A 25,877-nucleotide genomic window follows, 5' to 3' on the forward strand; every position below is an offset into this window, starting at 1 on the left:
CTCGGCGTGCCCGAGGTACTGACCGCGCTGCTCGACGCGAGTGGCATCACGACCGCGTTCCCGATCCAGGCCGCGACCTTGCCGGACTCGCTGGCAGGGCGGGACGTGCTCGGTCGAGGCCGCACCGGCTCCGGGAAGACGCTCGCGTTCTTGCTGCCTGTGCTCACCCGCCTCGCCGCGGCGCCGTCCAAACGGCGCCCGAACCGGCCGCGGGCGCTGGTCCTGGCGCCGACACGGGAGTTGGCCGTGCAGATTCACGAGGCCGCCAAGCCCCTCGCGGCTGCGCTGGGCCTGCGCACTGCCGTGATCTTCGGCGGGGTGTCCGCCGGTCCGCAGATCTCTGCGTTGCGCTCGGGTGTCGACCTCGTCGTCGCCTGTCCGGGGCGGTTGCTCGACCACCTGCTCGCTGGCCACGCGATCCTCGACGCGGTGCAGGTCACCGTGCTCGACGAGGCTGATCACATGGCGGACCTCGGCTTCCTGCCCACGGTCAAGCGCATCCTGGACGCCACACCTGTTCGTGCCCAGCGGCTGCTGTTCTCCGCCACCCTGGACCATGGCATCGACCAACTCGCACGACGCTACCTGTCCGACCCGGTTACGCACGCGGTCGACTCGCAGCACACCGAGGTCCCGGACATGGCTCACCACGTGCTGCACATCCAAGCCGAGCACCGGTTGCCGATCCTGATCGAACTGGCCGGCGCGCCCGGCCGCACGATCGTGTTCACTCGCACCCGGCATGGGGCGAGAAAGCTCGCCCGGCAGCTGGCCGCCGCGCGCGTGCCCGCCGTCGAGTTGCACGGCAACCTCGCGCAGAGTGCCCGCACCCGCAACCTGGAGGCGTTCGCGCAGGGCCGGGCTACCACCCTGGTCGCCACGGACATCGCCGCGCGCGGCATCCACGTGGACGATGTCGAACTGGTCGTGCATGCCGACCCACCGGTCGAGCACAAGGCGTACCTGCACCGTTCCGGCCGCACCGCGCGGGCCGGCGGCTCCGGCACCGTCGTCACCCTGATGACCGACGCCCAGGTCGCCGAGGTGCGCGAGCTGACCCGCAAGGCCAGGATCACGGCGACCACCACCCGTATCGCCCCCGGTAACCCGCTGATCAGCACCCTGGCACCGGGCGAGCGCAGCCTCGCCGGACCCGAGCGGATCGCCATGCTCACCGGCGCGCTCACCGCCACGCCCGAAGGCGCGGGCGGATCCGATCGCCGGGGCCGCGCCGCGTCCGTCGGCAAGCCCCGGCGCCGACGCCAAGGCGGCGACCGCAACCGCGACCGGCGCGACGACCGGGACCGGCGCGACGTTCCCGCCAACGCGACCAGTGGCGGCGCCACGAAGAGCGGCGGCGCGGAGAAGAAGCCGGGAGTCGGTGCCGCACGCGTCGGTGGCGGAAAAGCCGACGGTGGAAAAGTCGCGTGGGCTTCGAGTTCCCTGCCGTCTGCCTCTAGGGGAGCGGCCAAGGCATCCCAGAATTTCCGGGCCCGCGCCCGCTGACGCGGTAGCTCTCCAGCGGTAGCCTCCGGTCTTTGCAGGGCCGGGGGCTACCGGGCGGGCGGAGCTCAGGAGTTGCGCACTCTGGCCAGCGCCTCGTTCAGCAGGCGTTCGGCGTCTGCGTCGGTGCGACGTTCTCGGACGCAGTCCAGGTGGGTTTTGTACGAGGCGGGTGCGATCGCTGGCGGGTTGTCCCGGTCACGTCCTGCGGGCAGACCGCAGCGTGGGCAGACCCAGTGCTCCGGGATCTGTGCTTGGGCGGCGAATCCGAGCACGCAGCGATGGCCTTGAGAACAGAAGTATTCGATCCAGATCCTGTCGGCCGGCGCCCCGCGTTCCGTGTCGCCGCGGGGCCCCGCGCCTACGCGCGTGCCGCGAATCTTGTTGCCGATGCGTGCCAACCTGACCATCTCCTTGGCGGCGTCCCGGTCTGCGGGCGGCGACCGCGGCGCCGTTATCAGAGGGCTGGTTCTGTCGGCGAGGTCGCCGTCACTGCTGCACGCTGCCGCCGGGCATCCAGCGGTGCCATGTGGTGCGGGTCGCGTCGGTCAGGCGCGCCAGCGGTCTGCCGAGCGCGGTGGGCAGGGCGACCTGCGGCCGCTTCCAGCCCCCGGTGAACAGATCGCGTAGGGTCGGCCTGGCCTGCGTCGTCGTGGGTTGCGCGGAAGGCTTCTCGGACTCGGCGGCGGTGGGCGGCTGGGAGAGGTCGTCGGTCATCGTGCGACACCCGTCTCGGACCGCTGGGCGATCCGGACTCACACATCGCCCGCAGCGACACGGATTCGATTCTCAGTGTGCGAAATACCGCGAGTGCCCGAAGCATACTCCTCTTTATTCGTTTTGCGCGGGTCGCGGCGGTGGGCGCAGGTGAATTCCCGCGCCGGGTGTCGCCGCGGTCGCGTAGAGTGGCCGTGTCGCTCTGGACCCTGGTGACGTCCCTGTCGTGCTGTGGACCGGAGTAGGCCATGATTGCTCGACGATCGGCTCAGACGCCTGGCTTGAGTCCGAAGCGGCCGGACGCCATCGAGTACACGGGCTGGCACACGACCCGGATGGATACGCTGGCATGGCTGCGGGTGGGGGTCGACACACGGGCGGATCAGGCGATCGTCGCCATGGTCGGCGAGGTGGACATCGCCTGCACCACGGCTCTCGGGCTGATGCTGTTCGCCTTGGTGGAGCAGGGATTCGTCAGGATCGTGGTCGACCTGTCCGGGGTGGAGTTCTGCGACGCTCACGGGTGCGGACTGATGGCCCGGGTGTCACGGCAGGCGGTGCAACACGGCGGCTGGCTGCGGGTGGCGGGTGCGCGACCGCATGTCGCCCGGGTGATCCGCATCGTGCGCTTGACGCGGGCGCTTCCCGCATACCGCACGGTCTCGGACGCGCTGGAGGGCAGCGCGGGGGCAGCACACGATTCGGGGTGCGACTGAGTGCGGTTGGGTACGGGCAGTTGCTCCCGATTGTCGGCGTCGGCGTCGGCGTCGGCGTCAGTGGGGCGGGGCGGGGCGTGCACGGTCGTGGGTGCGACGGGCGAGGCACGCATCGCTGAGGTCTTCGTTGATCTCGCGGATGTCTCGGTGGACGACTTCGACGTGGTCGAGGTGCTGCACGTGCTGACCGGATGTTGCGCTGCTTCTAGCGGCAAATCCTGCGGCACCGGCGGAGTGTTGCGCTGCTGTGGGGACGTGATCGTGGGTGTTGATGTGCGCGGTGAGTGGGGACCGGCACGTGGTGGCGATGTGCTGCGTTGACGTCGCAGGAGCCTGAGGGTCGCGGCCTGCATCGCCGTCTGCGGAGCGACGATCACGGGTCGTAACAATAGGCATGTAGGATGAAGGCTACGCCTCATCGTGTGGCGAACACCGTCTCGCGCTCGCGAGAAGATCGGCGGTCCTCATGGACGCCTCCCCGCCAACAGCCAGTTCTCGACATCTGGGCGTAAGTGCGTCACGGCGCGGCGGTCCTGGGCCCGCCTTTCCGCCTGAATCGTCTATTCCGGAGCCCGAGAGCCGCGACCAACTCGTCGTGCGGCGGCGCGCCGCCCAGCAGGCGTGGCGCGCAGCTTGCGAGCGTATCGAGCAGGCATCCAAGCACCTCCAAGACGCGTTGGACGCGCCGTTGACAACGCCGGTATCCGCGGCCGCCGCCAAGGCCTGGGAACGCCTCGAACACGCCCAGCGTGGAGAGCGCCGCGCCCGGTCCTCCTACTATCGAGTGGCCGAGGAGATCGGCGTGCTGCTCAGCAGACTCGAACGCAGGCACGCAGGGCCGGCTTGAGCCGCGTGCCCCCCTCGCACGTCCGCCACTCATCGCTTGGATTCGCGTGGACTTCTTCGCCAGGTACGGAACCGGTTGGCCGACCACCACTACGGCTCGGGCGCCAGCGGCGCGCATGCTGCGCAAAGCGCACGCAGTCCCCGTGACGAGCGCGCTGGGGGCCGCGTCCCTGTGCGGGCGGTCCCGACTCCCGGCCGACATCGACGACCGCGAGTGCGACTTCGCCCTGTTCGAATTCCCGGTCAGGTGCGCGGTCTGCGCGGGACTGGTGGCCGCTTTCGAGCGCTGAGCGCGGGACGGGTGAGAGATCGCGGCATCCGGTGTTTTGCCGGGGACGCCCGTGCTGCGGATTTGGAATGCCACTAGCCGCCGACGCTGGCTGCGACGAGCAGATCGTTGGCGCGCTTGGCAGACGGCAGCTTTGAGTGAGGGCAAATCGGGCCTGGCCGACGCCGGGATGTGGCTGCGCGGCGCATGTGACACGGCGGTCCCCGTCTTGGCGAATCCGGTCGCTGCTGCTACCGATCTTGGCATTGATGCTGCGGGTCCGTGAGCCGCGGGGCGTCAGGACAGGTCGTCCAGCAGCGCCGCCAGGATTCGCTCCTCCATGACGGCGTAGCCAGCGGTGGCCATGGACTCGGCGAGCCCTGGATCCCACGGGCTGGCGGCCGGGGCGCCGGTTAGGGGCAGGTGTTCGTCGGCTGCCGTGAGGCCGTCGCGGTAGTCGTCAGATCGCATACGCCACGGCTTCGCTCCTGGGAGCGAGAGCAGCGACCCGGCGATTCGGAGGCCGGCCCAGTCGAAGTCGGCTCGGACGGCTACCGCGGCGCCGCCGCGCACCGCTTCGTCTAACAGGCGCCGACAGGCGGCGGAGGGCACTCCTTCGGTACATACCAGTGGTGCGCAGTCCGCGCCGAACTCGGCTGCGGCTGCGCGAAGGACGGCCGGATTCTCACAGACGTGGACGATCGGCGACGTCACGGCCAAGGCGCCCGAAGACAGCTGCTGCAAGGTCAGGCGGAACGGGATGCCGTGATCGGCCGCCTGCGCCAGCCAGCCCGCGACGACGTGGTCCCTCGCGACGCCGAGGTTCAGGACCAGGACCTGGCTGGCCAGGTCGTCCGCCACGACGCCGAAGCGTTCCCATAGCGACCGGGTCTGCCCGGCATCGCGGGGAACGTCCTGACCGGCCCGGTAGGCGAGGGCTCGCAGCACCAGTGTCGCCGTCGGGCTGCCGGGGATCAGGGCCTTGGTGTCCCCGGCGGCGAGTTCGGCCAGTACCGGCAACGGCATCGGTGGCGAGCCCTCCTCCGCGGGCATCAGTTCCAGGGCCCGGACCGCGTTCTCGACGGCACGGGTGCCGCCACGTCGCACGGACCGCGTCAGCGTGCCGTCCCGGGCGACCGATTCGGTCCACTGGCCGTACCACGGCTCGCCGTGGAACCTCGTCGTCTCCAACACGGTGATCAGGCGTCCGCGCTCGTCGTCCTCGCAGCGGCGTTCCGCCACGCGGTTTCGCAGCGGGCCGCTCAAGGCGGTCAGCGTCGCCACCAGGCCGGATCCGTGTGCCGCCGCCAGCGCGGAGTCGAGGTCGGCCAGGTCCACCGTGAGTCGGCGCGCACCCTCGGGCCGGTAGGCGCCGGTGATCCCGATGACGACCCGGCGCTCGGCCTCGCTAGGCGCGGTGATCCCGATGGAGCCCTCGACGGCGCAGCCGTTGCGCTCCAGTCGCCGCCGTGCCGCTGCGAGCAGCCGTTGCCAACCCGGCTCGCGCAACTGCGCCGGGAACTTAGGGCCCGCGCTGCTCGGGCTGCTGTTTGGGCTGCCCGGACCGCTCACGCCGCGACCGGCCGTCTGCGGGTGCCGGGCGAGCCGAGCGCGGCGGCCAGCTCGCCCGCGTCGTCCGCGAGCAGTTCGGAGCCGTCCCACACCAGCAGCAGCGCGCTGACAGTGTGCTCGACCGGCGAGTGGGCCAAGTCGTAGTGCGCGGCCGCAGGCACCGAGGAGTGCGCGGCCCACAGGTCGTAGCCGGTCATGAACAGGTCCAGGTCGAACTGCGCGGCCAGGCTCAGCAACTCGCCGCGCCCGGTGTCGTCGACCCCTGCGAACGCCTCGTCGAGGGCGAGCAGGCGGGGCGCGTGCGGGGCGGCGGAGTTGAGCATGGCGTGCGCCGCCGCGAACAGCGGCAGGTGCAGCGACACGGACTGCTCGCCGCCGGAGAGCCGGCTGTGCCGCGCCCGGGTCAGCCGCTCCTCGGTGCGGTCGGGGCGCACGAGATGGAAGGCGAACTGCCGCCAGGAGCGGTAGTCCAGCACTTCGGCCAGCAGTTCGCGGTACGGGCGGTCGCGCCAGCGGGCCCGGGCGTTCTTGATCTGGGTCGCGAAGTGGCCACGCATCCGGGCCAGTGCGTCCGGGGTGAGCCGGGCGGCGTCGGCGTCCAGCAGGCCGCAGACGGCCCGCTGCTCCTCGTCCAGGTTGTCGGCCAGCAGCCAGCTGACGCCGACGGTCGTGCCCGAGGACATCCGGCGGGTGCGCATCTCGGCGTTCATCCGCCGGATCAGGTCGCGGGAGTCGACGGTGCGGTCGTGGATCTGCTGCGCCAGCCGGGTCAGCAGCGCGTCCTCCAGGATCCGCTGCTCGGACGCGGTCAGCAGCTGCTGCTGGTCGCGGCGGGCCTCGGCGATGCGCTGCGCGAACGCGCCGACCGGCAGCGGCCCCTGGTCGTCGGCGATCCGCACGACGATGACGCCGTCGGCCCCGTCCCATTCCGGACGGTAGTCGGTGCCGGCGGCTCCGAGCTGGGCCTGGAGGTCCTCCAGCGCCTTGGTGAGCCGGGTGGTCGAGGACTTCAGCGTGGTCTCGGTGGGAGCGAGGTCGCGGGTCGCGGCCAGGATCGCGTCGTGGACCGCGGTGACGGCGGGCGGCAGGCTGTCCGGCGCGGCCCAGTCCGCCTCCTGGGCCGGCCAGGCCAGGCCGGCCGGGCACTTGAGCAGGTCCAGCAGTTCGCGCTGGGCGTAGGGTGCCAGGTCGCGAGCCGTCTTGACCTCTTCGCCGGCGGCGACCGTGGCGGCGTCGCGCGCGCCTTCGAGCCTGGTCGCGGCGGAGGCGGCGGCGGTCAGCGCGTCACGCTCGGCGTTCCTGGCCCGCTCGGCCTCGCCCTGTACCTCGGCGAGTGCGGTCTCGGCCTCCTGGACCTGGGCCAGGACGGCCTGAGCGTCCTCTCCCATGGTGTCGCGCAGTGCCTGTAGCTTCGCGGCTTCCTCCGCGTGCTGCTTCAGCGCCTTGCGCTGCGCGGCGGCGGCCGCGGTCTCGTCGTGCTCGGCGGTTTCCAGGCGGCTCTCGGCGCCCGCCGCCGACTCCCGCTGGTGGTCTTCGGCGCCGCGCTCAGCGACGAGTGCCTGCGCAGCGGATTCGAACCGGCGCACCGCTTCCTCGACGGCGTCGGCCGAAGCTGGCGCGATGCGGTGTTCGGCGGCCGTGCGGTGCAGCGCCCGCTCGGTGACGCCGACGGCTGCGACCGATTCGTCGTACGAGCTCTGCTGTCGGTCGACTGCTTCGCGGGTGACGCGCAGGGCGGCGTCCGCCCGGGCGAGATCCCCCAGCGCGGCGACGATGCCGCCGGTGCGGGGCAGGTCGGCGCGCGCGTCGTCCCATGCCGCCAGAGTGCTGCGGATGCCGTCTGTCTCGGCGTCGAGTTCGGTGAGCCGGGCCGCGAGGGTGGCCAGGCGTGCCTCGCACTGCGCGATGCGGGCCTGCCGCCGCCTCTGCCGGGCCGTGGCCCCGATGTATTCGGCGTGCGGCTTGGCGTGTGCGCCGACCTGAACGCCCTGCGCGAAGCGTCCGTCGGCCGTGACGACGGCGGGGTGCGCCGCCAGATCGCTGCTGATCGCCACCGAGCGCAGAATCGCGGTGAGCCGCTCGGGCGCCACGGGGGACTGCTCGCCCGCAGCCGTGTCCGGCACCAGGACGTCGGCCAAGCTTGGACCGGGCGCGGGCGGCCCGATGCGCAGCCAGGCCGCGCTCTCTCCGGCGTCGACCTGCGCGTCCGCCGGGCCGACCCAGGCGTCCAGCAGACCCGCCGCGTCCAACGCCGCCTCCAGCCCGGCGGCCTCGTGGTCGGCCACGCCGTCGGCGAAGCGGACGAGGCGCCACAGCGGCGCACCCGCCCGTCCGGCCGGTTCGGGATCCCGCCCCGGCCTGGCGGGCGGGGCGTCGTCGTGCTCTGCGGCGATGCGGTCCCGTTCGGCGGTGGTCTCGTCGTGCTCGGCCTGGGCGGAAGCGCGCTCGGGGCGAAGCGCGGCCAGTCGATCGCGCAGGCCCTCGGCATGGGGGCCGACCGCCGTGGAGTAGACGTCGGTGAGCGTGGCGACGTCGGGCTCGCCGACCGCAGCCAGAACGTCCGCGAGCGCCTCGCGCATGGTGTCGGCGATCTGCGGCGGGAGCACGGCACCGTGCCGCGTCCACCACCGATCGAGCTCGCCGCCGCACCGGGTCCGGGCGTCTTCGACGGCTGACGCGGCCGCACGCTCGGCGGCCTCAGCCTCCTCGTTCGCTGTCTGCGCCCGGTCCAGCGCCGACCGGGCGATGTCCCGCGCCTGCTCGGCGCGCTGCACCGCGCCGAGAGCTTCCCTGACGGCCTTGACGGCTTCACGGCGCTCGGCGATCCGGGCGCCGACCCGGTCGGCCATCCCGGTGGGCTCGGTATCCGAGGGCTGCCAGCCGATTCCGGCGGACAGCGCGTGGTCGGCCAGTTCGGCGGCACGCCGCGAGACGGTTGCGCTCAGCTCGGTCAGCTTGGCCTCGGCGCGCTCCAACTCGGCACGAGCGCGAGTCGCCGCCTCCGCGCGGCGCAGATGTTCCGTCGCAGCGCGTTCGGCGTTCTCCAGGTGGGAGCGGACCAGTCGCTCCAGGTCGTCGAGCTGCTCCAGTGCCTGATACGCGGAGCTGGATTTGAGCTGGGACAGGCGGGCTTGCAGCGCGGCGAGTTCGTTGTCGGCCCGGGAGAGGCGTTGCGCCGCTTCGGTTTGTGCGTGCCGTGCCTCAGTCTCTTCGACCACGGCCTGCTCGACCGCGTGGCGCCTGTCGCCGGCGGTCCGGCTGCGGGCCGTCAGTGCGTCGGCGGCCCAGCGGGCATGGACGCGCAGGTAGGTGCTGTAGCTGGCCAGGAACGTGGAGGTGGCCTCGTCCGCGGCGGCTAGCCCCTCCAGTGTGCGCTGCACGGTCTCCATGTCGTCGAAGGAGCGGGCCGCCTCGGCGATCAGCTCGTCGTCGACGGGCCGCAGTCCGCCGGACAGGGTGTCGGAGAGCTTCACCGGATCGAGGTTCTTGGCCAGCTGCGGCCGGCGCAGGGTCAGGATCAGGGTGAGCATCTGCTCGTAGCGGTCCGCTCCGAGCCCGAACAGGCGGCGGTCCAGCCCGGCGCGGTAGTCGGCCGCGGAGTCGTACAGGTTCTCCGCGCCGATCTCGGCGGCGAGCTGTTTCTTCGTCATCGGCCGGTCGTCGTCGGTGAGCACCGAGAAGTCCTCGCCGATCCGGCCCGGGGCGATGAAGTGCCAGCGCACCGGCGTGTCGCGGTGGCGTTGGGCGTGCAGGCCGATGCCGATGGTGACCGCGTCGCCCCGGTCGCGGCGCCGCAGCTCCAGCCAGACGTAGCCGAGCGCGGACTCCTGCCCCCGGAACAGCAGGTTCGACTTCATGGTGCGGTCCTCGGCGGCGAAGGGGTTGAGCCGCTTGGGATCGATCCGGCCGTCCAGGACGAACGGGAACAGCACCTCCAGGGCCTTGGTCTTGCCGGAGCCGTTGGGTCCGCGCAGGATCAGCCAGCCCTCGGCGAAGGAGAACTCCTCGTCCCGGTAGTCCCACAGGTTGATGATCCCGGCGCGGGTGGGCTGGAACCGGTCGGAGGCGGCGACGGCGTCCTGGACGGACGCGGAGCGCTCGGTCACGGTGCGCTGGGTCACGGTGCTCTCGGTCATGGGGTGCTGCCCTCGGTGCTGGTCTCTAACGGGGTCGGCTGGGCGGTGCGCGGCGCCGCGATCGCCGGGGCGCGCGTCTTCACCTGCGCGGTGACGCTGCGGTACCTGCCGAGCAGCGCAAGCGCGAGCACGCCGCCGTCCACGGGCCGGACGAGGCGGAACGCCGCGAGCAGCGCGACGGCCCGCGAGGTGAGCCGGTCCGGATCCTCGCGCAGATCGCCCGACATGCCGACGCCGTAGGTGCCGACCAGGCGCCGCGTCGTGGCCCGCAGCCAGGTGTCGGGGATGAACGGATAGGCGGCCTCCGCCGGGCGATCGTCCACCGGGGCGTCCGAGAGCCCGTCGAGCGCGCTCTGGAACAGCAGGTGTGCAGGCAGAGCACTGTCGATGCGTGCCGCTGCGTCCCTACGCCGCTCCGCCGCCGTGGCGGCGGGCAGCCTTTCGGCGCCCGGCTTCGCGGTCTGTTCGGCGATCTTCGCGGCGAGCAGCAGCGCGGCCTGCGCAACGGTTCCGCCGGACGGGAACCGGACGTCGCTGAACCGCCCGGAGGTGTCGATCAGCGTGACGCCTTCGGCGCGACGCTCCACCGGCAGGCCGGTGAGCCGTTCCAGATCCTCGGCGAGCGCCGGCGCGCGCAGTTGTCCGTGCAGGGATTCATCGACGTCTGCGTAATACACGGCGGGTTGTTCAAGGACCAGGCGGCGTGCTCGCCGGGCTGCGGCACGGCGCTGTGTCGTGAGGCCGTGGGCGACGCCCTCGGCTGTCGTCCCGTTGAGCAGCCCGGTCACCGAAGCCATGTGCTGAAGGACGCGCTTCGGCTGGTAGAGCGCGCCGGCAACCTCCCGGTCGATGTCGTACAACGCCTCCGCCTTGTCCGGGTCACCGGCCCACGCAGCGGCCGATCCGTCGGCGGTGCGCAACGCACCGCGCGCCTCAAGCCAGGCCACCGCGTCGACGAAGGCGTCGCGGTCGGGCTTGCGCTCGGTGTCCATGCCGAGGCCATCGATCCGCGCCGCGTCCGCGGCGACCGTGTCGGCCAGTTCGCTCAGCGCGATCTGCGCACCCGCGCGGCCGAGCGCGGCCAGCGTGAGGACGAGATACGCGTAGCGCCTTCGGTCGAAAGGACGCTCGCCCCGGGTGAGCGCGGGCTGGCTCGCGTCCAAGTCGTCCTGTACGCGTACGAGCCTGGCGGTGTCTGCGGTGGTGATCAGCCGGTAGCCGAGCAACTCGGGCAGGTCGGCCCGCAGCTGATCGGCCCAGCGCCGGACCAGCGGGAGCGCTCCGGCATCGGGCCACACCGTGGTGACCAGGGGGTGCCGCAGGATCAGCCGGACGGCCTTCTGGTACTCGGCCAGTTCGAGCGGGCCGACGTCGACGGCCACCCGGGTCGCGGCCCCGCTCACCGTGCGACCCCCGTGATCTCCAGGCGCAGGCCGTCCAGGTGTAGGCGGCCCCGGACGGTGCGCACGGTCGTCGAGCCCTGGATCGGGATCAGGGTCAGCCGCACGCCGTGCGATCCGCCGTGGGTCCGGACCGACGGCGGATCGCCGCCGACGCTCCGGCTGACCGGCACGCGGGCGGCCAGAGCCAGGTCGAGCAGCCCGAGCAGGGCGCGGGTCTCCGGCTCGTCGAGCGTGTGTCCGTAGACGCCGTCCGCAGCGAGCGTGGACGCGGCGGCCCTTACCTGGGCCTGCGCCTTGAGTTGTAGGGTGCGCAGTTGCTGGCGCCGGGCGTCGTCCCGTTCGATCCGGCCGGGACCGTGCAGCGCTGGCGCGCGGCCGGACTGCACCAGCGTGCGGGACAGCTCGACCGGTTCGGCGTCCCACCAGGACAGCCGGGACGGAACCAATTCGGGATCGGGATGGGCGACTGAGACGTGCCGGGGCGAGCCGAGGTCGAACGTGGCCTGGAACAGGGCGTGCGCGTCCTCGTCGGCCGGGCAGGAGGCGAACCACTGCGCGAGGTGGCGCAGCTGGCTCTCCCGGCTCACCCCGCCGCGGCGCGACTCGGTCACCCGGCGCAGCAGCGCGAGGACCCCCGAGATGGCGGTCACCGTGGCGTCCTGGAGGCGCTCGCTCTCGCTGTGTTCGCCGTCCGCGAACCAGTGGACCAACCCGGCCCAGCGCCGCGCCCAGTCCGCATGGCGCTCGGCGATCGTACGGAACAAGCGCTCGTCGGCGAGGGCGGCGTGCTCGACGAGCCGTTCGACTCCGGTCGACTCGACCTCGGCCACGGCGCCGGCGAGCAGCGGCGTGAACCGGGCCAGCTCGGCGGTGAACTCGCGCATGTGGGCCAGCAGCGCGTCCTTGTGGGCCAGGAACACCTCGGGCCTGGTGTCGTTGGTCCGCGCCAGGTCGCCGAGCATCAGGTAGAAGCGCGCGGCCCGCTGGGCCATGTCGGCCAGGACACCGTCGAGCCGGGACAGCTTCCGGTAGACCTCCTCGGCGTCCCCGGCCGTGTTCGCCTGGGCCAGGGCTTGGAGGTCGGCGAGGATGTCCGGAAACACCAGCCGCGAGAGCTGCGCGTCCTCCAGGCTCGCGCCCAGAACGTCCTCGACCGCCCGGTAGGCGCGGTACCCGGCTTGCGTGAACTGATACACGTAATGCCGGTTGCGGTACTCGGCGAGGTTCGCCGCGCGCGTTCCGTCGTAGCTGCGGTCCAGCACCTGCCACTCGGCAAGCGCGTCGAGCAGCGGCTGCACGTCGCCGACCGCCGCCGCCGCCGGATGCTCGGCGGCCAAGGCGGCCAGCAGGTCGCGGGCGTCGGCGGCGTGCAGCAGCACCTGGTAGTTCGCTCGGCCGCGATCGAAGGCCCGCAGCAGCCACAGGTAATCGTGCCGTTTCTCCGCCGCGGCGAAGTGGAACAGGCGCAGGCGGTCGTCCAACGTGAAGGCGTCGATCCCGAACGCCGTCGGTTCCGGCGGATCCGACCCGCCCGGACGAGGTTCGACGATTCCGGTTGTGGAAACGGTCACGTAGTCATTGTCGCGGATACCGGTGACAACCCGCGGCGCTTCGCCGGGTTCCGCCACTTCACCAGTGCATCCGACATACCCCGGCGTCCGAGGTCGAGGAGGGCCGGACCGGTGGCATGCCGTCTACGTAATCTTTCGCGTCACCACTGAGGCGTGATCGTCGGCTGCGGCGGCCTTGGCGGTGACTCTGATGGCAACACCGGCAGACATGGTCCGGGCTGGTTCCGCACGGATCAGGGTTCTTGGTCGAGGAGTCGGGCGGCGGCCTTGGGGTCCATGAGGTTCGACCAGATCTGCTCGGCCGGTAGCAAGTCGCGCTCGGGCAGGGCGTACTCAGGGAACCACGCAGTCGGGTCACAGCCAGGTATCAGGAGCAGGATGGTGGAGGTCAGGTTCTGCGGGACGGGGCCGGTGATACGGATCGCCGCGTAGGTCTCGTGGCCGTCGTCAGCGCGGATGATCACCCCGAGGCGGAAGCCGGCCAGGTCGGCCGCGTGTTCGTGGCCGTCGTGCAGCGAACCGTGGACCAGGTCGCGGATGGTGGCGTCCAAGCGCAGCGCGAACCGGGTAGCGGCCTCGATCCGGTACCGGTCGGCGTCATCGGTGTTCGGGAGCAAGTCGGCACAGTGGGTGTCGGTGGTCAGCGGCTTGTCGTGTTCGGCGTTGTAACGCTGTCTGGCCGCTTGGGCGCGGGTGTGCAGGGCCGTGTAGAAGTCGTCGCCGGAGCCGTCCTCCCGGATGCCTGCGGCGACCAGCCAGACCGGGACTTCGGACTCGGGTTCGTCGCACCAGATTGCGCCGCGCCAACGCTGCACCTTGGCCTTGAACAAAACGGCGTCATCGATCGAGCGGATGCGCTCATGCGGGGTGTCGGGGTCGGCGAACTGCTCGCCGACCTTGGCCAACAGCGGGTGCTTTACGGTCTCCAGCCGGATCCGAGCCGGCGGGAGCGGCAGGTGCAGGTCCTCACGCAGGCAGCGCAGGGTGGGACGCGCGGCGGGCACGGTCAACGATCCCAGTCGCCGGTGCCGCCGAGTTCGGCGATCCGCTCAGACGGCAGCCCAGTGAGCGCGGCGACGGTGGCTGTGAGCGAGCCGTCCAGGATCTTCATCGACTCGATCATCCCGGCGCGGATTCGCTCGCGTTGCTGCTCCAGGTAGACGCGGGTGGCCTCGGCGACGAAGTCCTTCTTCGTCATGCCCAGGAAGTGCGCACCCTGGGAGATCAGCTCATCGGTCGCGGGATCTATCTTCAGCGGGGACTGCCGCTTGGCCGGGTTGGCTGTGGTTGCCATGTCGCCAGAGTACCCAAGTACCTCGGCTGCCGCAGCTGCTGCACGCAGACGGACGGCCCGGAACGTCCTGGGACCCTGGGGCCAGCGCTTCGCCGGGTTCGCAACGTCACTGGCCTCGGGCGTCGTCGCGGTCGAGGGTGAGTCCGGCCAGCGCGTCGAGCGTCACGAGGGCGTCGCCCCGGGACAGGCGCTCGTGATGGTGCTCGTTGCGGCGGTTGCGCAAGCACCCGGCCAAAGCGTGAGGATCGGTTCTCGCGGCCGGTTCGCCGTCATCGGGCGGTTTTGACGCATCTGGGGGCGTCAGTCGGCGGACCTGAGGGCTGACTCACCCCCAGGTCCGGAGGGCTGAGTCAGCACCATGTCGGTGTGCAGCGCGTAGAAGCCGGTTCCGGAGCTGCCTGCGATGTGCCGGAAACGGAAGTCGAAGACGGGCTGCACGCTGCGGGTACTCGATAGAACCGCAGCTGAGAGCTTGGTCGAGGTCATGGATGGATGGCCCCGACTTGCAGACCGGCTTGCCGCGGAAGCAGGCTCCCGACTTCCACGTTCGCCCACGAGGCGTGTCTGAAATGTTCCTACGGGCCAGCGGCTGGCCCGGCAGGACGAGTGGGTGTTCGGGTTGACGCTCTGTTACGCGGGGCCGTTGGCACTGGCGGGTGGCTGGTTGCGCGCCTCGACGGCTTTGATCGTGTGTTTCAGCGCCTTCTTCAGCACGCCCTTGCCGACGCTGCTCACCAGCAGTCCGGTGATGCGGCCCTTGAGGTTTTTGCCCTCGCGGACCACCACGACCTCCAGCTGCGTCGACCCGTCGGGCAGTGGTGTGAAGGTGTAGGTGTGCCCCGAGCGGCCGCCCCAGAGGTTGGAGTCGATCGTGGTCATCACCACGCGGTTCGGGTCGGACCAGTCGTACCGCAGCCGTTCCCAGATGCCGACTGAGCCCTCGGTGACCTCGGCGTAATCGGCGCCTTCGGCGTGGATCTGTAGGTATCCGTCGGCGCTGTTGGGGAACAGCTCCCGGCGGCCCGGCCCGAAATCGGTGAGGCTCGCCACGAACTGTTTCGGGGTCGCCAGTGTCCGCTCGGTGAAGTGGATGGTTGCCATGGTGTGCTCCTCGCGCTGGCTGGATCGGTGCCCTGAACGGCTGCCCCTATCTTCCCTGGCGCCCGGCGCTCCGTGGAACCGGCCTAAGGTCGCAGGTGAGAAGCGTGGATGCATCCCTGGATGGATGGCCCGGCTTTTCAGGCCGACTTGCGGTCGTCGGCCCCTGGCCATGGCTCGTGTCTGTGCAGTGCGACCCTGCGTCTCCTGTCCGCGGCATTGCCGTCATTGGTGATGGGTGTGTCAATGCCTTTCATGTATTGGTCGGCGTGGTGCTTCGAGGCCTGATTGTTAGCGCTAACAGCCGTGGCTCGACGACGGCGTCGGCCCGAGGCCGCGGTCACGGTGATGTCTGGGTGGAGACGATGCACCACACCCTGACACCCGTCAAGCATCCGGCGGATGTCCGTGGTTTGCCGACGCTCGCTCTCGTCGTGGTGAGGTCGTCGGTGGCGCGAATTCGGGCAGGAGTAGCGCTGGTAGCGTCGAAGCCTGCGGTTCTGTCGAAAGTTTCAGTGGTGATTGACAGGCCCGGTGATCGGGGGTTTCCTGCATGACACGGCGCACGGATGGCTGGCACGTCGGGCCGCCTCCGCAGCGCCCGCCCTGGCGATGTGCCGGGTCGGCCTTCTCATCGATCTGCGATCCGCAACGCGCAAGTGTGTACGTGCATTGATGCGCCGTGTCGTCGTATTTCTTCCCGTCGAGCTCTGTCTTCTACGGGCACCACCACGCCACCACAACGCCACGTCCTCGGGAGCTACCCATGTATGCACTGCGACAACTTCGGCTTTGGCGCAGCGGCGCGCTGCTCTGCGCCGCTGCGCTCAGCGCGCTCGCCTTCGCTGCGGGAACGACCGTCACCGCGTCGGCCGCCTCCTATCCAAACCCTGAGACGATCAGCGGTTCGACGTACGCGCACGATCCGTCCATGGTCAAGACCGCTTCGGGCACCTACTACCTCTTCTACACCGGCGGTGGCGTGGAGATCAGCACCTCCACCGACCGCGTGCACTGGTCTTCCGCTGGGCAGGTGCTGCCTAGCGGCGCGGGTTGGGCCACCGCGTACGGCGGTTGGAACGACCTGTGGGCGCCGGACGCCTCGTACCACAACGGCGTGTACTGGCTTTACTACGCGGTCTCCTCGTTTGGCTCGAACCACTCTGCGATCGGTCTGGCCACGAGCACCACCGCCGCGCCGGGTTCTTGGACTGATAAGGGTCTGGTCTACTCCTCGCAGAGCGGCAGCGACTACAACGCGATCGATCCCGCGCTGGTCGTGGACTCATCCGGGCGCTGGTGGTTGTCGTTCGGTTCGTTCTGGTCGGGCGTCAAGATGATCCAGATCGACCCGGCTACCGGAAAGCAACTGGCGAGCAACACGACCCGCTACAGCCTCGCCCAGCGTCCGAGCCCGGATGCGGAGGAGGCCAGCTTCGTCTACCCGCACGGCGGTTACTACTATCTGTTCACCTCGTTCGACTACTGCTGCCGCGGCACCAGCAGCACTTACCGGATCATGGTGGCCCGCGCCACCGGCCCGACCGGGCCGTACACGGACGAGAGCGGCGTGAGCGCGATCTCCGGTGGCGGCACGCAGATCCTTGGTACGCACGGAATCGTCATCGGCCCCGGCGGGCAGAGCGTGATGCACGACAGCGACGGCGACGTGCTGGTCTACCACTACTACGACAGTAACCTGAACGGCACAGCGCAGCTCGGACTCAACCACCTGACCTGGGGTACGAGCGGCTGGCCGACCGTGACCAACTGATCTGCTGACCCGCACTGCGGCGCTATACACCGCCGAGGACGCTGCCGAGCAGGGTGAGCGATACGGTGCCCGGTCCGGCCGGGGTGGTTCCGGAGGCGAGTACGGCGAGGGCGAGCGTGTTCGAGGCCTGCGGTTGCAGGATTCCGGTGGGCAGGACGAAGGTGTGTTGGGGGCCGACGTTGTTGATGTACTGGCCCAGGTTCCAGCCGTTGAGGAAGATCTGCATCCGGTAGGCGCGGGTGGAGTCGTCGGTCAGGGTCAGTCCGATCGAGGCGTCCACGCCGGTCGGCGGGTTGTAGGTGAAGGTGGTCCGGTACCAGCGCACGCCCTGGAAGGTGTCGGCGCGCGGGAAGGTGACGCTGCTCCAGGTGCTGTCGTCGAAGGTCGGCAGGTGCCAGCCGTTGCGCTCGCCGTACAGGCCGCCGTTGTTCATCGGCCCGCGTACCGGGTCGGCCGAGCCGCCGGTGATCAGCCAGGTCATCGTGGGCGTGGCGCCGGTGAACGCGGCGCCGGTCAGTCCGCGCGCGGCCTTGTGCGCGTCGTTCGCACCTCCGTCCTCGCTGTGGCCCATAGGGCGTACGAGCACTGACAGGACGTGCGCGCCACTGCCCTGCAAGGCGCTTGGTACGGCGAAGGTCGCGGTCGCGGCCCAGGTCTGCGTCGTGTCGTTGGACTTGGTCGGCGTGGGCTGTTGGTGCACGCCGAGAGGCGTGCCGTCCAGCCAGGCCATCAACTCGCCGACGGTGCCGGAGGAGTAGGACAGGCTGATGGCGGTGACGCCGGCGGTGCCGGTGTAGTGGCCGCGGTACCAGACGTCGCCGTAGTGGTAGCCGTAGTCGTCGGCGAAGAGGACCGGGTTGCCCGCGGGGATCGGTGTGATGCTCACCGAACTGGTCTTGTTCGCGGCTTTCCAGGTCGAGTCGTCGAAGGTCGTGGCGGACTCGGGGTTCTCCGCGGCGTAGCGCCAGGGGCCGAGTGCGGGCAGCGTGACCGTGGGCGGGGCGGGCAGTTGTGCCGAGGCCAGCAGGCTGCCGGAGGTTGTCGTGCCGGTGGACACGGCGGTGCCGTTCCAGGTCAGGGTACTGAGTCCGGTGGGTACCCAGGCTTCGAGGTCGGCGGCCGCGGTGGTGTCGCCGGTCAGCTGCATCGTGCTGCCCGACGCGGTCGCCGTGCGCAGCAGTGCCGGGCCGCGTACCAACACGGGGCCGGAGGCGGAGGCGGTCGGCTGGCGCCAGAGCGTGGCGCCGGCGGTGTCGTCGGCCAGCAGGAGCAGCAGCGGCAGCCCGCCGTCTCCGTAGTTGATCAGGATTCTGATCAGGCCGGAGAGGGTGGCGTTGATTCGCAGCCGCGCGTTGGGCGCGTCGTAGGCGGACGTAGCCGAGCCGGCGAGGACGCTGACTGTGGGCGCGCTGGTCGCGGGCAGCATCATCTCGACCGGGTCGCCGGTGCGCCCGACCAGCGCGGCCACGTCCTGGGAGCCGATCGTGGCCTGATACATCGGCTGCGCCGTCGAGTACAGCAGGGTGCGATGGCCGAGCTTGATGCCCGTGGCCACCACCTTCATGTCCTTGCCGTTGAGCTGGATGCCCGATCCGGATGCGGGGACCGTCAGCGTTCCGGCGGAGGTCGTGACGGGAAGGGTGAAGAAGAGGTCTGAGGTGGTGTCGTTGCGCAGGAAGTAGAAGTGCGCCGCGGTGTCCGGGTTGGTGACGTGGTAGACCTTCACGCTCGAACTCGACGCCGACGTGGCACTCCCGGTGGCGAGCTTGCCCAGGTCGGGGACGGTTTCGAGCATCAGGCCGATCTGCTTCATTGGCACGAGCTTCGAGGTCTGGTTGCGGGCCTCGTCGATCGCCGCGCCGTAGTCGTAGGAGGTGTAGACGACCGGCGCCGGGAGCCAGCCCCACGAGGTGCCGCCGAAGGTCATGTACACGTTGTGGATCTTGATGCCGTTGGCGAGGTTGGTCAGGTAGAAGCGGCGCTCGTAGACGGGGTCGCGGGAGGACCGGGCGCCCGCGTAGCCCTGGCCGGAGAACTCGGCGCCGCCCCAGGGGTCGAACCAGCCTCCGCCGAACTCGGCCTCGTAGCCCGGGGTGGACGGGCTGGCCGTGGACCCGCCGGTGGCGCCGCCGCTGCCGAAGTAGCCCCAGTCGGGCGGGGTGCTGGTGGGCGAGGGGTAGCCGTCGAAGGCGTACAGATAACGCCCGGTTTCGCCGTTGGTGCTGAAGCTGCCGGGGATCCAGTCGCCGTTGCGCCCCTTGTCGTTGTGGAACAGCGGGACGGTGATCCCGTCGGCGCGGACCTTGGCGTACAGGTGGGCCATGTAGGCGGAGCCGACGCCGTCGGTGAGATGCGAGGCGTATTCGTTCTCGATCTGGTAGAGCACGACGGTGCCGCCGCCGGTCGTGTACTGATGCTGCGCGATGGCGGCGTCGACGTTGGTCAGCCACTCGTCGACGTGCCCGAGGTAGGTGGAGTTGTTGGTGCGCGCGGTACCGGTGCTGGTGGTCATCCAGCCCGGGAAGCCGCCCGCGTCGACCTCCGCGTTGATGTACGGCCCGGGCCGGACGATGACGAAGAGCCCTGCGTTCGCGGCGTCGGTGAGGAACTGCCCCAGATCCCTGACTCCAGTGAAGTCGTAGACGCCCGGCGCGGAGGAGTGGTAGTTCCAGGCGACGTACACGCAGACCGTGTTGTACCCGTTCGCACGCAGCTTCTGCAGGATATCAGGCCACAGCTGCGGGCTGGGCAACCGGAAGGGGTGCATCTCCCCGGACCAGATCGGAACCCGCGTGCCGTCGATGATCAGCGAGTACGGGTCGAAGGTGACGGTGTGGCTGACGGCGGGCTGCACGAGTTCGGCCCCCGGCAAGGATTCGAATCCGGGCACGGGGACGAGTCCGGCCCGCAGCGGCTGCGTGGACGGCACGAACAGAGACGCGGCGGCGCCCGCGGCGAGCGCGCCGAAGCCGCGGCGATTGACTTCCATCGGGGCTCCCAGGGCAGAGTGCTGACTCGGGTTTGGGTACGCGCGGCCGAGCGCATGAACCGATGGCCCCGAAGTCGATACAAGACCGCGGGGGATGTGTCGTCAAGGGTTACGCGATGGTTTCCATTGGATTCAGTTCAAATGGGTTGAGCGATACTGTTCGATTCCGGCTGGGCCGGGATGCAGTGGGCTGTCATCGTTGGAATCCCGCGCAGGGCCGAACAGGATCGACCTGCGTGAAGCCGCCGACGCATCGAGAGCCCCGGCACAGTGCCCGATGACGTTTCACCAACCGGATCTGTCAGGCTCCTGTGAAGATCTCGGTGCAGACCTGCGGCGCGCTTGACAGGTCTCGCCGTGTGGTGCACGTTCCCGTGCAGAACGCCAGCGGCCACGCAACGCTATCAGCGCCTGAACCGATGAGCCCGCACACGCCCCGTCCGCTCTGCTTCACTCCATCGTCGCCGTTCGGTCGTGCCTCGATGGGTCGACTGCCGAAGCAGGGATCAGGACTTCGCGCGCTTCAGCTTGTTCCAGACGCCTTCCAACGCCGCGATGTCGTCGTCGTTGAGGAGGTCGTCGAACACGTCCGCGATCGCTGCGCGGCGGGTGGCGTCAGCGGCGGTGAACGCAGCGCGGCCGGTCGCGGTGAGCGAGACTTGGACGGAGCGCGCGTCGTCGGGGGAGGGGCTGCGCTCGACGAGGCCGCGTGCGTGGAGCGCGTCGAGGACGCGGGAGACCTGGCTGCGACTGAGCATGGTCTTGGCCCCCAGGTCGGAGGCGGCAACTGGTTCGTGTTGGCCGTTCAGCCAGAGCATGACCTCGAACCATGACAGCGAAATGTCGTGTGCGCGCGTCAGGGCTTGGTCGACGCGGCTGGTCAGGGTGGTGCTGGCCCAGACCAGTCCGTAGAAGGCGTGGTCGCGCGCGGACAGTTCTCCGAGGCTGAGGTCGGGGCGGGGCACAGGGCGAGACTAGCAACAGTTGCGGGCGTGCGCACACATATGGCAGTCTGTGCGTGCGCACGCACATAACTGCGAATGGAACTCGATCACCTTCCCACTGTGGTGCTGACCGCTGACCGCCAATGACCGCCAATGACCGCCAACTACCGGCTACGGATTACCAGCTACGGACTACCGACTACGCACTCCACCTTGCTCGCCCCGCCAGCCGCACTTCGTCCCGCCCTGCCGTACTTCGTTACTCTGCTCCGCTCCGCCGCAGTCTGCGTCTCCGTTGCCCGCCCCACCCTGGCCCACTCCGGCTCAGCTCAGCCCAGCATTGCCGCAGTATCGGCCTGGCTACGACTGTTTGACCTTGCCGACCGTCCTCAGAGAACTGAGAGCACCGACCATGCCAGACACAGTGTCCGATTCAGGTCCAGCGTCTGATTCAGGCGCAGCGCTCGACGAACTGCACGCCGCTCTGACCGCCGGCTCCTACGAGCACCGCGTTCTCACCGTGGTGCACCGCTGGTACACCGGGTACGAGACCGAGCGTCGGCGCCTCGACCATCATGGCGAACTGGTCACAGAGGACTTCGTCGCCCACCGTCCTGCGGAGAGCGCCCTTCCCGACGTCCAGGGCCGGCAGGCCTACCTCGACGGCTTGGCAACCGCCTATCCAGGACAGTCCAACGCGCACCACCTGCGCAGCGTGGCCATCGAGCGTACCGGCGCGGATACCGCCCGGGCCGTGGTCGCCCACGACTTCGAGACCATCGGCCCAACCCTGAACGGCGCCGCCGTGCTGCGCTACGACCTCGAACTGCACCAGCAACCGACCGAGCGCCTGCCCAGGATCAGCACGTTCGCCGAGCAGATCCTCGCGCCCCGCGACGCGCCGTTCACCGAAGCGCTGGCCGAAAACCGGGTGCTGGCCTTTCTGCACTACTGGCTCGCCCTGCTGGAACAACCCACAGCGCCCTCAGAATCTTCGGAGCCTTCGGAACCCGCAGCACCCTCAGTCGACGTGGAACCGCTGCGCGAACTGCTGCACCCCGAACTGGTCATGACTCTCTCCGACGGTCGGGTGCTGCACACATTCGACCAAGTCGCCGCCTGGTACACGCGGAACGCGGAGCAGGTCGAGATCAGTACTCACCATCTCATCGACCCGGTGATCACTCCAGGCCAGGACGGTGACCACCAACTCACGGTTGACTTCGCCTGGCAGGGCATCACCCGCGCCGCCCAGCCGATGACCGCGCGCACTCGCCACGTGTGGACCCTGGCGGAGACGAGGGAACGCTACCTGCGCCTCAAGCGCTTCCACGTCGACATCGTGGAACCGTTCACGCCCACCACGGCAGATCAGGCGCTTGCACATCACGATGCCGCGAGGAAGCTGAGTCAGATCGCCCCGACCCGGTGAGGACACCGACCGTCGGCATGTGTGGGAGTGCCTGAAGCCATCCTGATCTTCGTTGCCTCATTGGGCAGACTGTGTCCAGATCCGACTTACCCCGCAGCCAGTGGCGTTAGGCTCCAGCGCTGAGACACCGGTTGTACCCGTATGTATAGATAATCTGCTGCTCGCGAGGGGGATGGCGATGAGGAGTCGCGCGGTCACGCGGTTGGCGGTACCCGCCGCGCTGTTGCTGGTCGTGTTCGGCGCGACAAGCGCTTACGCAGGCGGCAGTCTGTCCAACGGCGCTCTGGTGACCGGCACCACAACGCAGCAGTACTCGTACACGACGCAGTACGACTACTGGTCCGTCACGGCAGTCCAGCCCACAGCCACGTCAGACTACGACCTGACGCTGTACGACGCTGGAGGTGCTCCGCTCGCCTCAAGTACCTACGGTGAGGGTGTGACCGACTTCGTGGCCGTCGACTCCAACAGCGGCACGCGCCCTTTTCAGACGTACTACCCGAACGTGAATCTCTACAGCGCCGGTTCGTACTGGGTTCAGGCGCAGTACGGCGCGCGCACCGTCACGCTGCCGACGCCGACCCACCACGGCACCACGGGCTTCTCGGATCCGGACATCGCCTTCATCACGCTCAACAGCGACGACGTCGTGTCCATCGCAGATATCTACCTCACGGCCGGCCAGTCGTTCTGGGCGGTGAGTCCTTCGGCTGCCTCCCAGCTCTACCTCCTCGAAGCGGACACGACCCACCCCAGCACCTTCGTGCAGAGCCGTTACGCGGCGACCCTGCGTCTGCACACTCAGGTCACCGACAACTGCACGCTCTACACCGCGACCGCTACCGGCTGGCACGCCTTGGTGCTGGTCAAGGACGCCCCACCGACGGTCACCAATCCCGTGCAGGGCATCGCCTACGGCTTGCACCAGTACGACTCCACCCAGCCGAACTACTGCCCCATGGCGAACTTCCCCGCGGCAACCCCGTAGCCGGCCAGGCGGCTACCCGGGCTGAACAGTGGTCTGGTCGTCACGATCATCGTGGTCTGAGACTGGGCCTGAGCGGCCAACTCCGACGTGGTCGTCTTGCCGACACCGAAGGTTCCGTTGAGCCAGATGACCATAGGCGTGACGGTAGCGTCGAGCCCGTTGTCGGGTCGGCTGGCGGTTGGGCAACTTTCAGCGGCCGGACGCGGGGAGTGGGTGACTGTCTCTGTGCTGAGAGTGTCGTGTTCGTGCTGCCACTTGCGTTGTGGGTGTACGGGAGCTGACGTGGCGGTGTGACCGCCGGGATCGTGGTGGTCGAGCGGTGAACCGGTGCGGCGGTGTGCACGTTGGGGTGCCGGGTCGGAAGTGTTGGAGAACCCTGAGTTACTCGCGGGTCGTCAACGCGAGATCCGGGTCCTGACACGGCAGCCGGCCTGAAGCCGGGCGCGAGCGGCGTGCCCGCATCACTGCGTCAAGGAGTTTCAGCATGCACCGACGAACCGTACTCGCGGCACTGCTCGCGACCGGGGTGGCAGCCGGGGTGAGCGTCGCGGGGAGCGCCGGCGCGTCCGCGGCCACCGCCGCGTACACGGTCACCGATCTGGGGACCCTCGGCAACATCTCGTCCTCCGGCGGCGGCCTGAACAACGGCGGACAGGTCAGCGGCGCCTCGGCGGCTCAAGCCGTCACGATCCCTGCCGGCGCGCCCGGCTGCCCGCCGCACTACGGGGTGCTCAAGCCCTGCGTCGAGCACCCGAGCCACGCGTTCCTCTACAGCGGCGGCGTCATGACCGACCTGGGCACCCTCGGCGGGCTCTCCTCGGCGGCCACCGCCATCAACGCCACCGGCTCAGCGGTCGGCTCGGCGGCCACCGCCGCCGGCGTGTCGCACGCCTTCGTGGAGCGCGGCGGCGTCATGACCGACCTTGGCACCCTGGACGGTGCCGCGGCCAGCAGCAACGCGCTGGCGATCAATGGCACCGGGCAGATCGTCGGCTGGTCCACCGCGGCGGGCGGCACTGGTAACCACGCATTCCTGGACACGAACGGGACGATGATCGACCTGGGCACGATCGACGGCGGCACCGCCAGCGTGGCGAACGGCATCAACGCCTCGGGCGTCGTGATCGGGAACTCGGACACCGCGGCCAGCGACGAGCACGGCTTCGTGTACCAGAACGGCACGATGACCGACATCGGAACGCTGGGCGGACCCAACTCCTCGGTGGACGCGATCAACGACAACGGCGTCGTCGCCGGCTCCTCGCAGGACGCCGCCGATGTCTCACACCCCGTCGTGTACTCCAACGGCAAGCTGACCAGCCTGGGCACTTACAACATCGACACCACCCCGCAGGCGATCAACGACAACGGCGTGATCGTCGGAACGACCTACGGCGTCACGGCGGCCGGCCTGCCCTTCAACGACGCCTACATCTACCAGGGCGGGACGTTCCAGGACCTCAACAACCTGATCCCGATGGGGTCGGGATGGCAGCTCACGGACGCGGTCGCCATCAACATCAATGGGCAGATCCTGGTCGACGCCACCAACACGGCGACCGGGCAGAGCCACGCGCTGCTGCTGAACCCGGCCGGCTGACGACGGCTCGCGGGCCTCGTCGTCGCGTTGTACGCACGGCCGGCCGACGTTGATGTGACGGATGGACTGGACTGCCGGTGCTGCGTGGCTGGTGTCAGCCGCACCGGCAGTCCGCCTGTCTAGTAGGCGAAGAAGCCCTGGCCGGTCTTTCGGCCGAGGAGTCCGGATTCGACCATGCGGCGCAGCAGCGGGGGAGGGGCGTAGAGCGGCTCGCGGTACTCGTCGTACATGGCCTCGCCGATCGCGGCGACGGTGTCCAGACCGATCAGGTCGGCGAGGTGCAGCGGGCCCATCGGGTGCGCGCAACCGGCGGTCATCCCGGTGTCGATGTCCTCGGCGGTGGCGTGACCCGCTTCGAGCATGCGAATCGCGGCCACCAGGTACGGCACGAGCAGCGCGTTGACCACGAAGCCCGAGCGGTCCTGCGCGTTGATCACGGTCTTGCCGAGCACATCCACGGCGAATTCGCGCACCGCCGCCACGGTTGCTTCGGAGGTTCGCAGTGCCCGGATGACCTCGACGAGCGGCATGCGCGGGACGGGATTGAAGAAGTGCAGGCCGACGACGTGCTCCGAGCGCCTGGTCGCGCTGGCCAGCCGGGCGATGGGGATCGACGACGTGTTGCTCGCGAGGACGGCGGACGGCGCGGCGACCTCGTCGAGTTGCCGGAACAGCGCGATCTTGAGGTCTTCACGCTCGGTGGCGGCCTCGATGATCAGGTCGGCGTCGGCCAGTTGTGAGATGTCACCGGTGGGCCGGATCGCGGCGAGAGCCTGTTCGCGTTCGGCGGCGCCGATCGTTCCGCGCTGCTCGGCGCGTGCGAGCGAGGCGTCAACGGCGGCGAGCGCCCCGGCTGCCACGTCGTCGCTGATGTCGTAGAGCGTCACGGCGAGCCCGGCTCGGGCGCAGACCTCTGCGATGCCGCGGCCCATCTGGCCGGCGCCCGCTATCCCGACGTTCTTGAACATCCTCTTGCGCTCCTTCGGTGTACGCCTCGCCTGTCTGGGCCGAGGCTACCTTGGGCCG

General features: G+C 69.7%; 22 protein-coding genes. 9 read left to right on the top strand and 13 right to left on the bottom strand.

The annotated features are described in order from the left end of the window. A partial coding sequence (locus tag VGS97_RS01390; RefSeq protein ID WP_326851295.1) for a DEAD/DEAH box helicase occupies window positions 1–1,506 on the top strand: 1,506 nt, incomplete at its 5' end. A gap of 65 nt (window positions 1,507–1,571) precedes the next feature. On the opposite strand, the gene VGS97_RS01395 is transcribed toward VGS97_RS01390, so the two are convergent. Beyond that, window positions 1,572–1,913, bottom strand: coding sequence for an RNA polymerase-binding protein RbpA (locus VGS97_RS01395; protein ID WP_326851296.1), 342 nt, complete (start codon window positions 1,911–1,913; stop codon window positions 1,572–1,574). 79 nt (window positions 1,914–1,992) lie between these two features. Beyond that, the gene (locus tag VGS97_RS01400) at window positions 1,993–2,220 is read right to left on the bottom strand and encodes a hypothetical protein (protein ID WP_326851297.1); all 228 of its coding nucleotides are present in this window, start codon (window positions 2,218–2,220) and stop codon (window positions 1,993–1,995) included. 281 nt (window positions 2,221–2,501) lie between these two features. Here VGS97_RS01400 and VGS97_RS01405 point away from each other — a divergent pair, with 281 nt between their 5' ends. The 4 genes from VGS97_RS01405 (at window position 2,502) to VGS97_RS01420 (ending at window position 4,072) form a co-directional block, all read left to right on the top strand. Beyond that, window positions 2,502–2,936, top strand: coding sequence for an STAS domain-containing protein (locus VGS97_RS01405; RefSeq protein WP_326851298.1), 435 nt, complete (start codon window positions 2,502–2,504; stop codon window positions 2,934–2,936). 87 nt (window positions 2,937–3,023) lie between these two features. Then, window positions 3,024–3,257 carry a hypothetical protein gene (locus tag VGS97_RS01410; protein WP_326851299.1) on the top strand — a complete coding sequence of 78 codons (234 nt, stop codon included), beginning with the start codon at window positions 3,024–3,026 and terminating at the stop codon, window positions 3,255–3,257. A gap of 367 nt (window positions 3,258–3,624) precedes the next feature. Then, window positions 3,625–3,783, top strand: a complete 159-nt coding sequence (locus tag VGS97_RS01415) for a hypothetical protein (RefSeq protein WP_326851300.1) — start codon at window positions 3,625–3,627, stop codon at window positions 3,781–3,783. Between the two features lie 142 nt (window positions 3,784–3,925). Then, window positions 3,926–4,072 carry a hypothetical protein gene (locus tag VGS97_RS01420; RefSeq protein WP_326851301.1) on the top strand — a complete coding sequence of 49 codons (147 nt, stop codon included), beginning with the start codon at window positions 3,926–3,928 and terminating at the stop codon, window positions 4,070–4,072. 275 nt (window positions 4,073–4,347) lie between these two features. Here the strand turns inward: VGS97_RS01420 and VGS97_RS01425 are convergent, their stop codons facing one another. The 8 genes from VGS97_RS01425 to VGS97_RS01460 all read right to left on the bottom strand — a co-directional run bounded on the left by VGS97_RS01425 (window position 4,348) and on the right by VGS97_RS01460 (window position 15,127). Then, window positions 4,348–5,622, bottom strand: coding sequence for a TIGR02679 family protein (locus VGS97_RS01425; RefSeq protein ID WP_326851302.1), 1,275 nt, complete (start codon window positions 5,620–5,622; stop codon window positions 4,348–4,350). After that, on the bottom strand, window positions 5,619–9,758 hold the full coding sequence (locus VGS97_RS01430) for a TIGR02680 family protein (protein WP_326851303.1): 4,140 nt from the start codon (window positions 9,756–9,758) through the stop codon (window positions 5,619–5,621). Before VGS97_RS01430 ends, VGS97_RS01425 begins: the two co-directional genes overlap by 4 nt. Next, on the bottom strand, window positions 9,755–11,161 hold the full coding sequence (locus VGS97_RS01435) for a TIGR02678 family protein (protein ID WP_326851304.1): 1,407 nt from the start codon (window positions 11,159–11,161) through the stop codon (window positions 9,755–9,757). Before VGS97_RS01435 ends, VGS97_RS01430 begins: the two co-directional genes overlap by 4 nt. Then, window positions 11,158–12,732 carry a TIGR02677 family protein gene (locus tag VGS97_RS01440; protein WP_326851305.1) on the bottom strand — a complete coding sequence of 525 codons (1,575 nt, stop codon included), beginning with the start codon at window positions 12,730–12,732 and terminating at the stop codon, window positions 11,158–11,160. Before VGS97_RS01440 ends, VGS97_RS01435 begins: the two co-directional genes overlap by 4 nt. 233 nt (window positions 12,733–12,965) lie before the next feature. Beyond that, complete coding sequence (locus VGS97_RS01445; RefSeq protein WP_326851306.1) at window positions 12,966–13,736, bottom strand: hypothetical protein; 771 nt, start codon at window positions 13,734–13,736, stop codon at window positions 12,966–12,968. A gap of 2 nt (window positions 13,737–13,738) precedes the next feature. Beyond that, complete coding sequence (locus VGS97_RS01450; protein WP_326851307.1) at window positions 13,739–14,026, bottom strand: hypothetical protein; 288 nt, start codon at window positions 14,024–14,026, stop codon at window positions 13,739–13,741. Window positions 14,027–14,326: 300 nt separating this feature from the next. Beyond that, window positions 14,327–14,512 (bottom strand): hypothetical protein, encoded by a 186-nt coding sequence (locus tag VGS97_RS01455; protein ID WP_326851308.1) that lies wholly within the window; start codon window positions 14,510–14,512, stop codon window positions 14,327–14,329. Between the two features lie 144 nt (window positions 14,513–14,656). After that, window positions 14,657–15,127, bottom strand: a complete 471-nt coding sequence (locus VGS97_RS01460; RefSeq protein WP_326851309.1) for a hypothetical protein — start codon at window positions 15,125–15,127, stop codon at window positions 14,657–14,659. Between the two features lie 763 nt (window positions 15,128–15,890). Between VGS97_RS01460 and VGS97_RS01465 the strand changes: the two genes are divergently transcribed. Then, window positions 15,891–16,898, top strand: a complete 1,008-nt coding sequence (locus VGS97_RS01465) for an arabinan endo-1,5-alpha-L-arabinosidase (RefSeq protein ID WP_326851310.1) — start codon at window positions 15,891–15,893, stop codon at window positions 16,896–16,898. A 22-nt stretch (window positions 16,899–16,920) separates the two neighbouring features. On the opposite strand, the gene VGS97_RS01470 is transcribed toward VGS97_RS01465, so the two are convergent. Then, complete coding sequence (locus VGS97_RS01470; RefSeq protein WP_326851311.1) at window positions 16,921–19,887, bottom strand: beta-galactosidase; 2,967 nt, start codon at window positions 19,885–19,887, stop codon at window positions 16,921–16,923. Between the two features lie 506 nt (window positions 19,888–20,393). Next, on the bottom strand, window positions 20,394–20,852 hold the full coding sequence (locus VGS97_RS01475; protein ID WP_326851312.1) for a MarR family winged helix-turn-helix transcriptional regulator: 459 nt from the start codon (window positions 20,850–20,852) through the stop codon (window positions 20,394–20,396). A 403-nt stretch (window positions 20,853–21,255) separates the two neighbouring features. Between VGS97_RS01475 and VGS97_RS01480 the strand changes: the two genes are divergently transcribed. The 3 genes from VGS97_RS01480 to VGS97_RS01490 all read left to right on the top strand — a co-directional run bounded on the left by VGS97_RS01480 (window position 21,256) and on the right by VGS97_RS01490 (window position 24,851). Continuing rightward, the gene (locus VGS97_RS01480; RefSeq protein ID WP_326851313.1) at window positions 21,256–22,263 is read left to right on the top strand and encodes a hypothetical protein; all 1,008 of its coding nucleotides are present in this window, start codon (window positions 21,256–21,258) and stop codon (window positions 22,261–22,263) included. 178 nt (window positions 22,264–22,441) lie between these two features. Next, the gene (locus VGS97_RS01485; RefSeq protein ID WP_326851314.1) at window positions 22,442–23,251 is read left to right on the top strand and encodes a hypothetical protein; all 810 of its coding nucleotides are present in this window, start codon (window positions 22,442–22,444) and stop codon (window positions 23,249–23,251) included. Between the two features lie 484 nt (window positions 23,252–23,735). Next, on the top strand, window positions 23,736–24,851 hold the full coding sequence (locus VGS97_RS01490; protein WP_326851315.1) for a hypothetical protein: 1,116 nt from the start codon (window positions 23,736–23,738) through the stop codon (window positions 24,849–24,851). Window positions 24,852–24,970: 119 nt separating this feature from the next. Here the strand turns inward: VGS97_RS01490 and VGS97_RS01495 are convergent, their stop codons facing one another. Further along, window positions 24,971–25,819: a 3-hydroxybutyryl-CoA dehydrogenase gene (locus VGS97_RS01495; protein WP_326851316.1), complete on the bottom strand. Its 849-nt coding sequence runs from the start codon at window positions 25,817–25,819 to the stop codon at window positions 24,971–24,973. Window positions 25,820–25,877: the final 58 nt, after the last annotated feature.

Origin of the sequence: Actinocrinis sp., assembly GCF_035946395.1 — a bacterium.
Classification (GTDB): domain Bacteria; phylum Actinomycetota; class Actinomycetes; order Streptomycetales; family Catenulisporaceae; genus Actinocrinis.

Coding starts and splice junctions, on each gene's coding strand:
- VGS97_RS01395 (WP_326851296.1), bottom strand. CDS start 1,913: ATGGTCAGGTTGGCACGCATCGGCAACAAGATTCGCGGCACGCGCGTA.
- VGS97_RS01400 (WP_326851297.1), bottom strand. CDS start 2,220: ATGACCGACGACCTCTCCCAGCCGCCCACCGCCGCCGAGTCCGAGAAG.
- VGS97_RS01430 (WP_326851303.1), bottom strand. CDS start 9,758: ATGACCGAGAGCACCGTGACCCAGCGCACCGTGACCGAGCGCTCCGCG.
- VGS97_RS01450 (WP_326851307.1), bottom strand. CDS start 14,026: ATGGCAACCACAGCCAACCCGGCCAAGCGGCAGTCCCCGCTGAAGATA.
- VGS97_RS01455 (WP_326851308.1), bottom strand. CDS start 14,512: ATGACCTCGACCAAGCTCTCAGCTGCGGTTCTATCGAGTACCCGCAGC.
- VGS97_RS01460 (WP_326851309.1), bottom strand. CDS start 15,127: ATGGCAACCATCCACTTCACCGAGCGGACACTGGCGACCCCGAAACAG.
- VGS97_RS01465 (WP_326851310.1), top strand. CDS start 15,891: ATGTATGCACTGCGACAACTTCGGCTTTGGCGCAGCGGCGCGCTGCTC.
- VGS97_RS01470 (WP_326851311.1), bottom strand. CDS start 19,887: ATGGAAGTCAATCGCCGCGGCTTCGGCGCGCTCGCCGCGGGCGCCGCC.
- VGS97_RS01485 (WP_326851314.1), top strand. CDS start 22,442: ATGAGGAGTCGCGCGGTCACGCGGTTGGCGGTACCCGCCGCGCTGTTG.
- VGS97_RS01490 (WP_326851315.1), top strand. CDS start 23,736: ATGCACCGACGAACCGTACTCGCGGCACTGCTCGCGACCGGGGTGGCA.
- VGS97_RS01495 (WP_326851316.1), bottom strand. CDS start 25,819: ATGTTCAAGAACGTCGGGATAGCGGGCGCCGGCCAGATGGGCCGCGGC.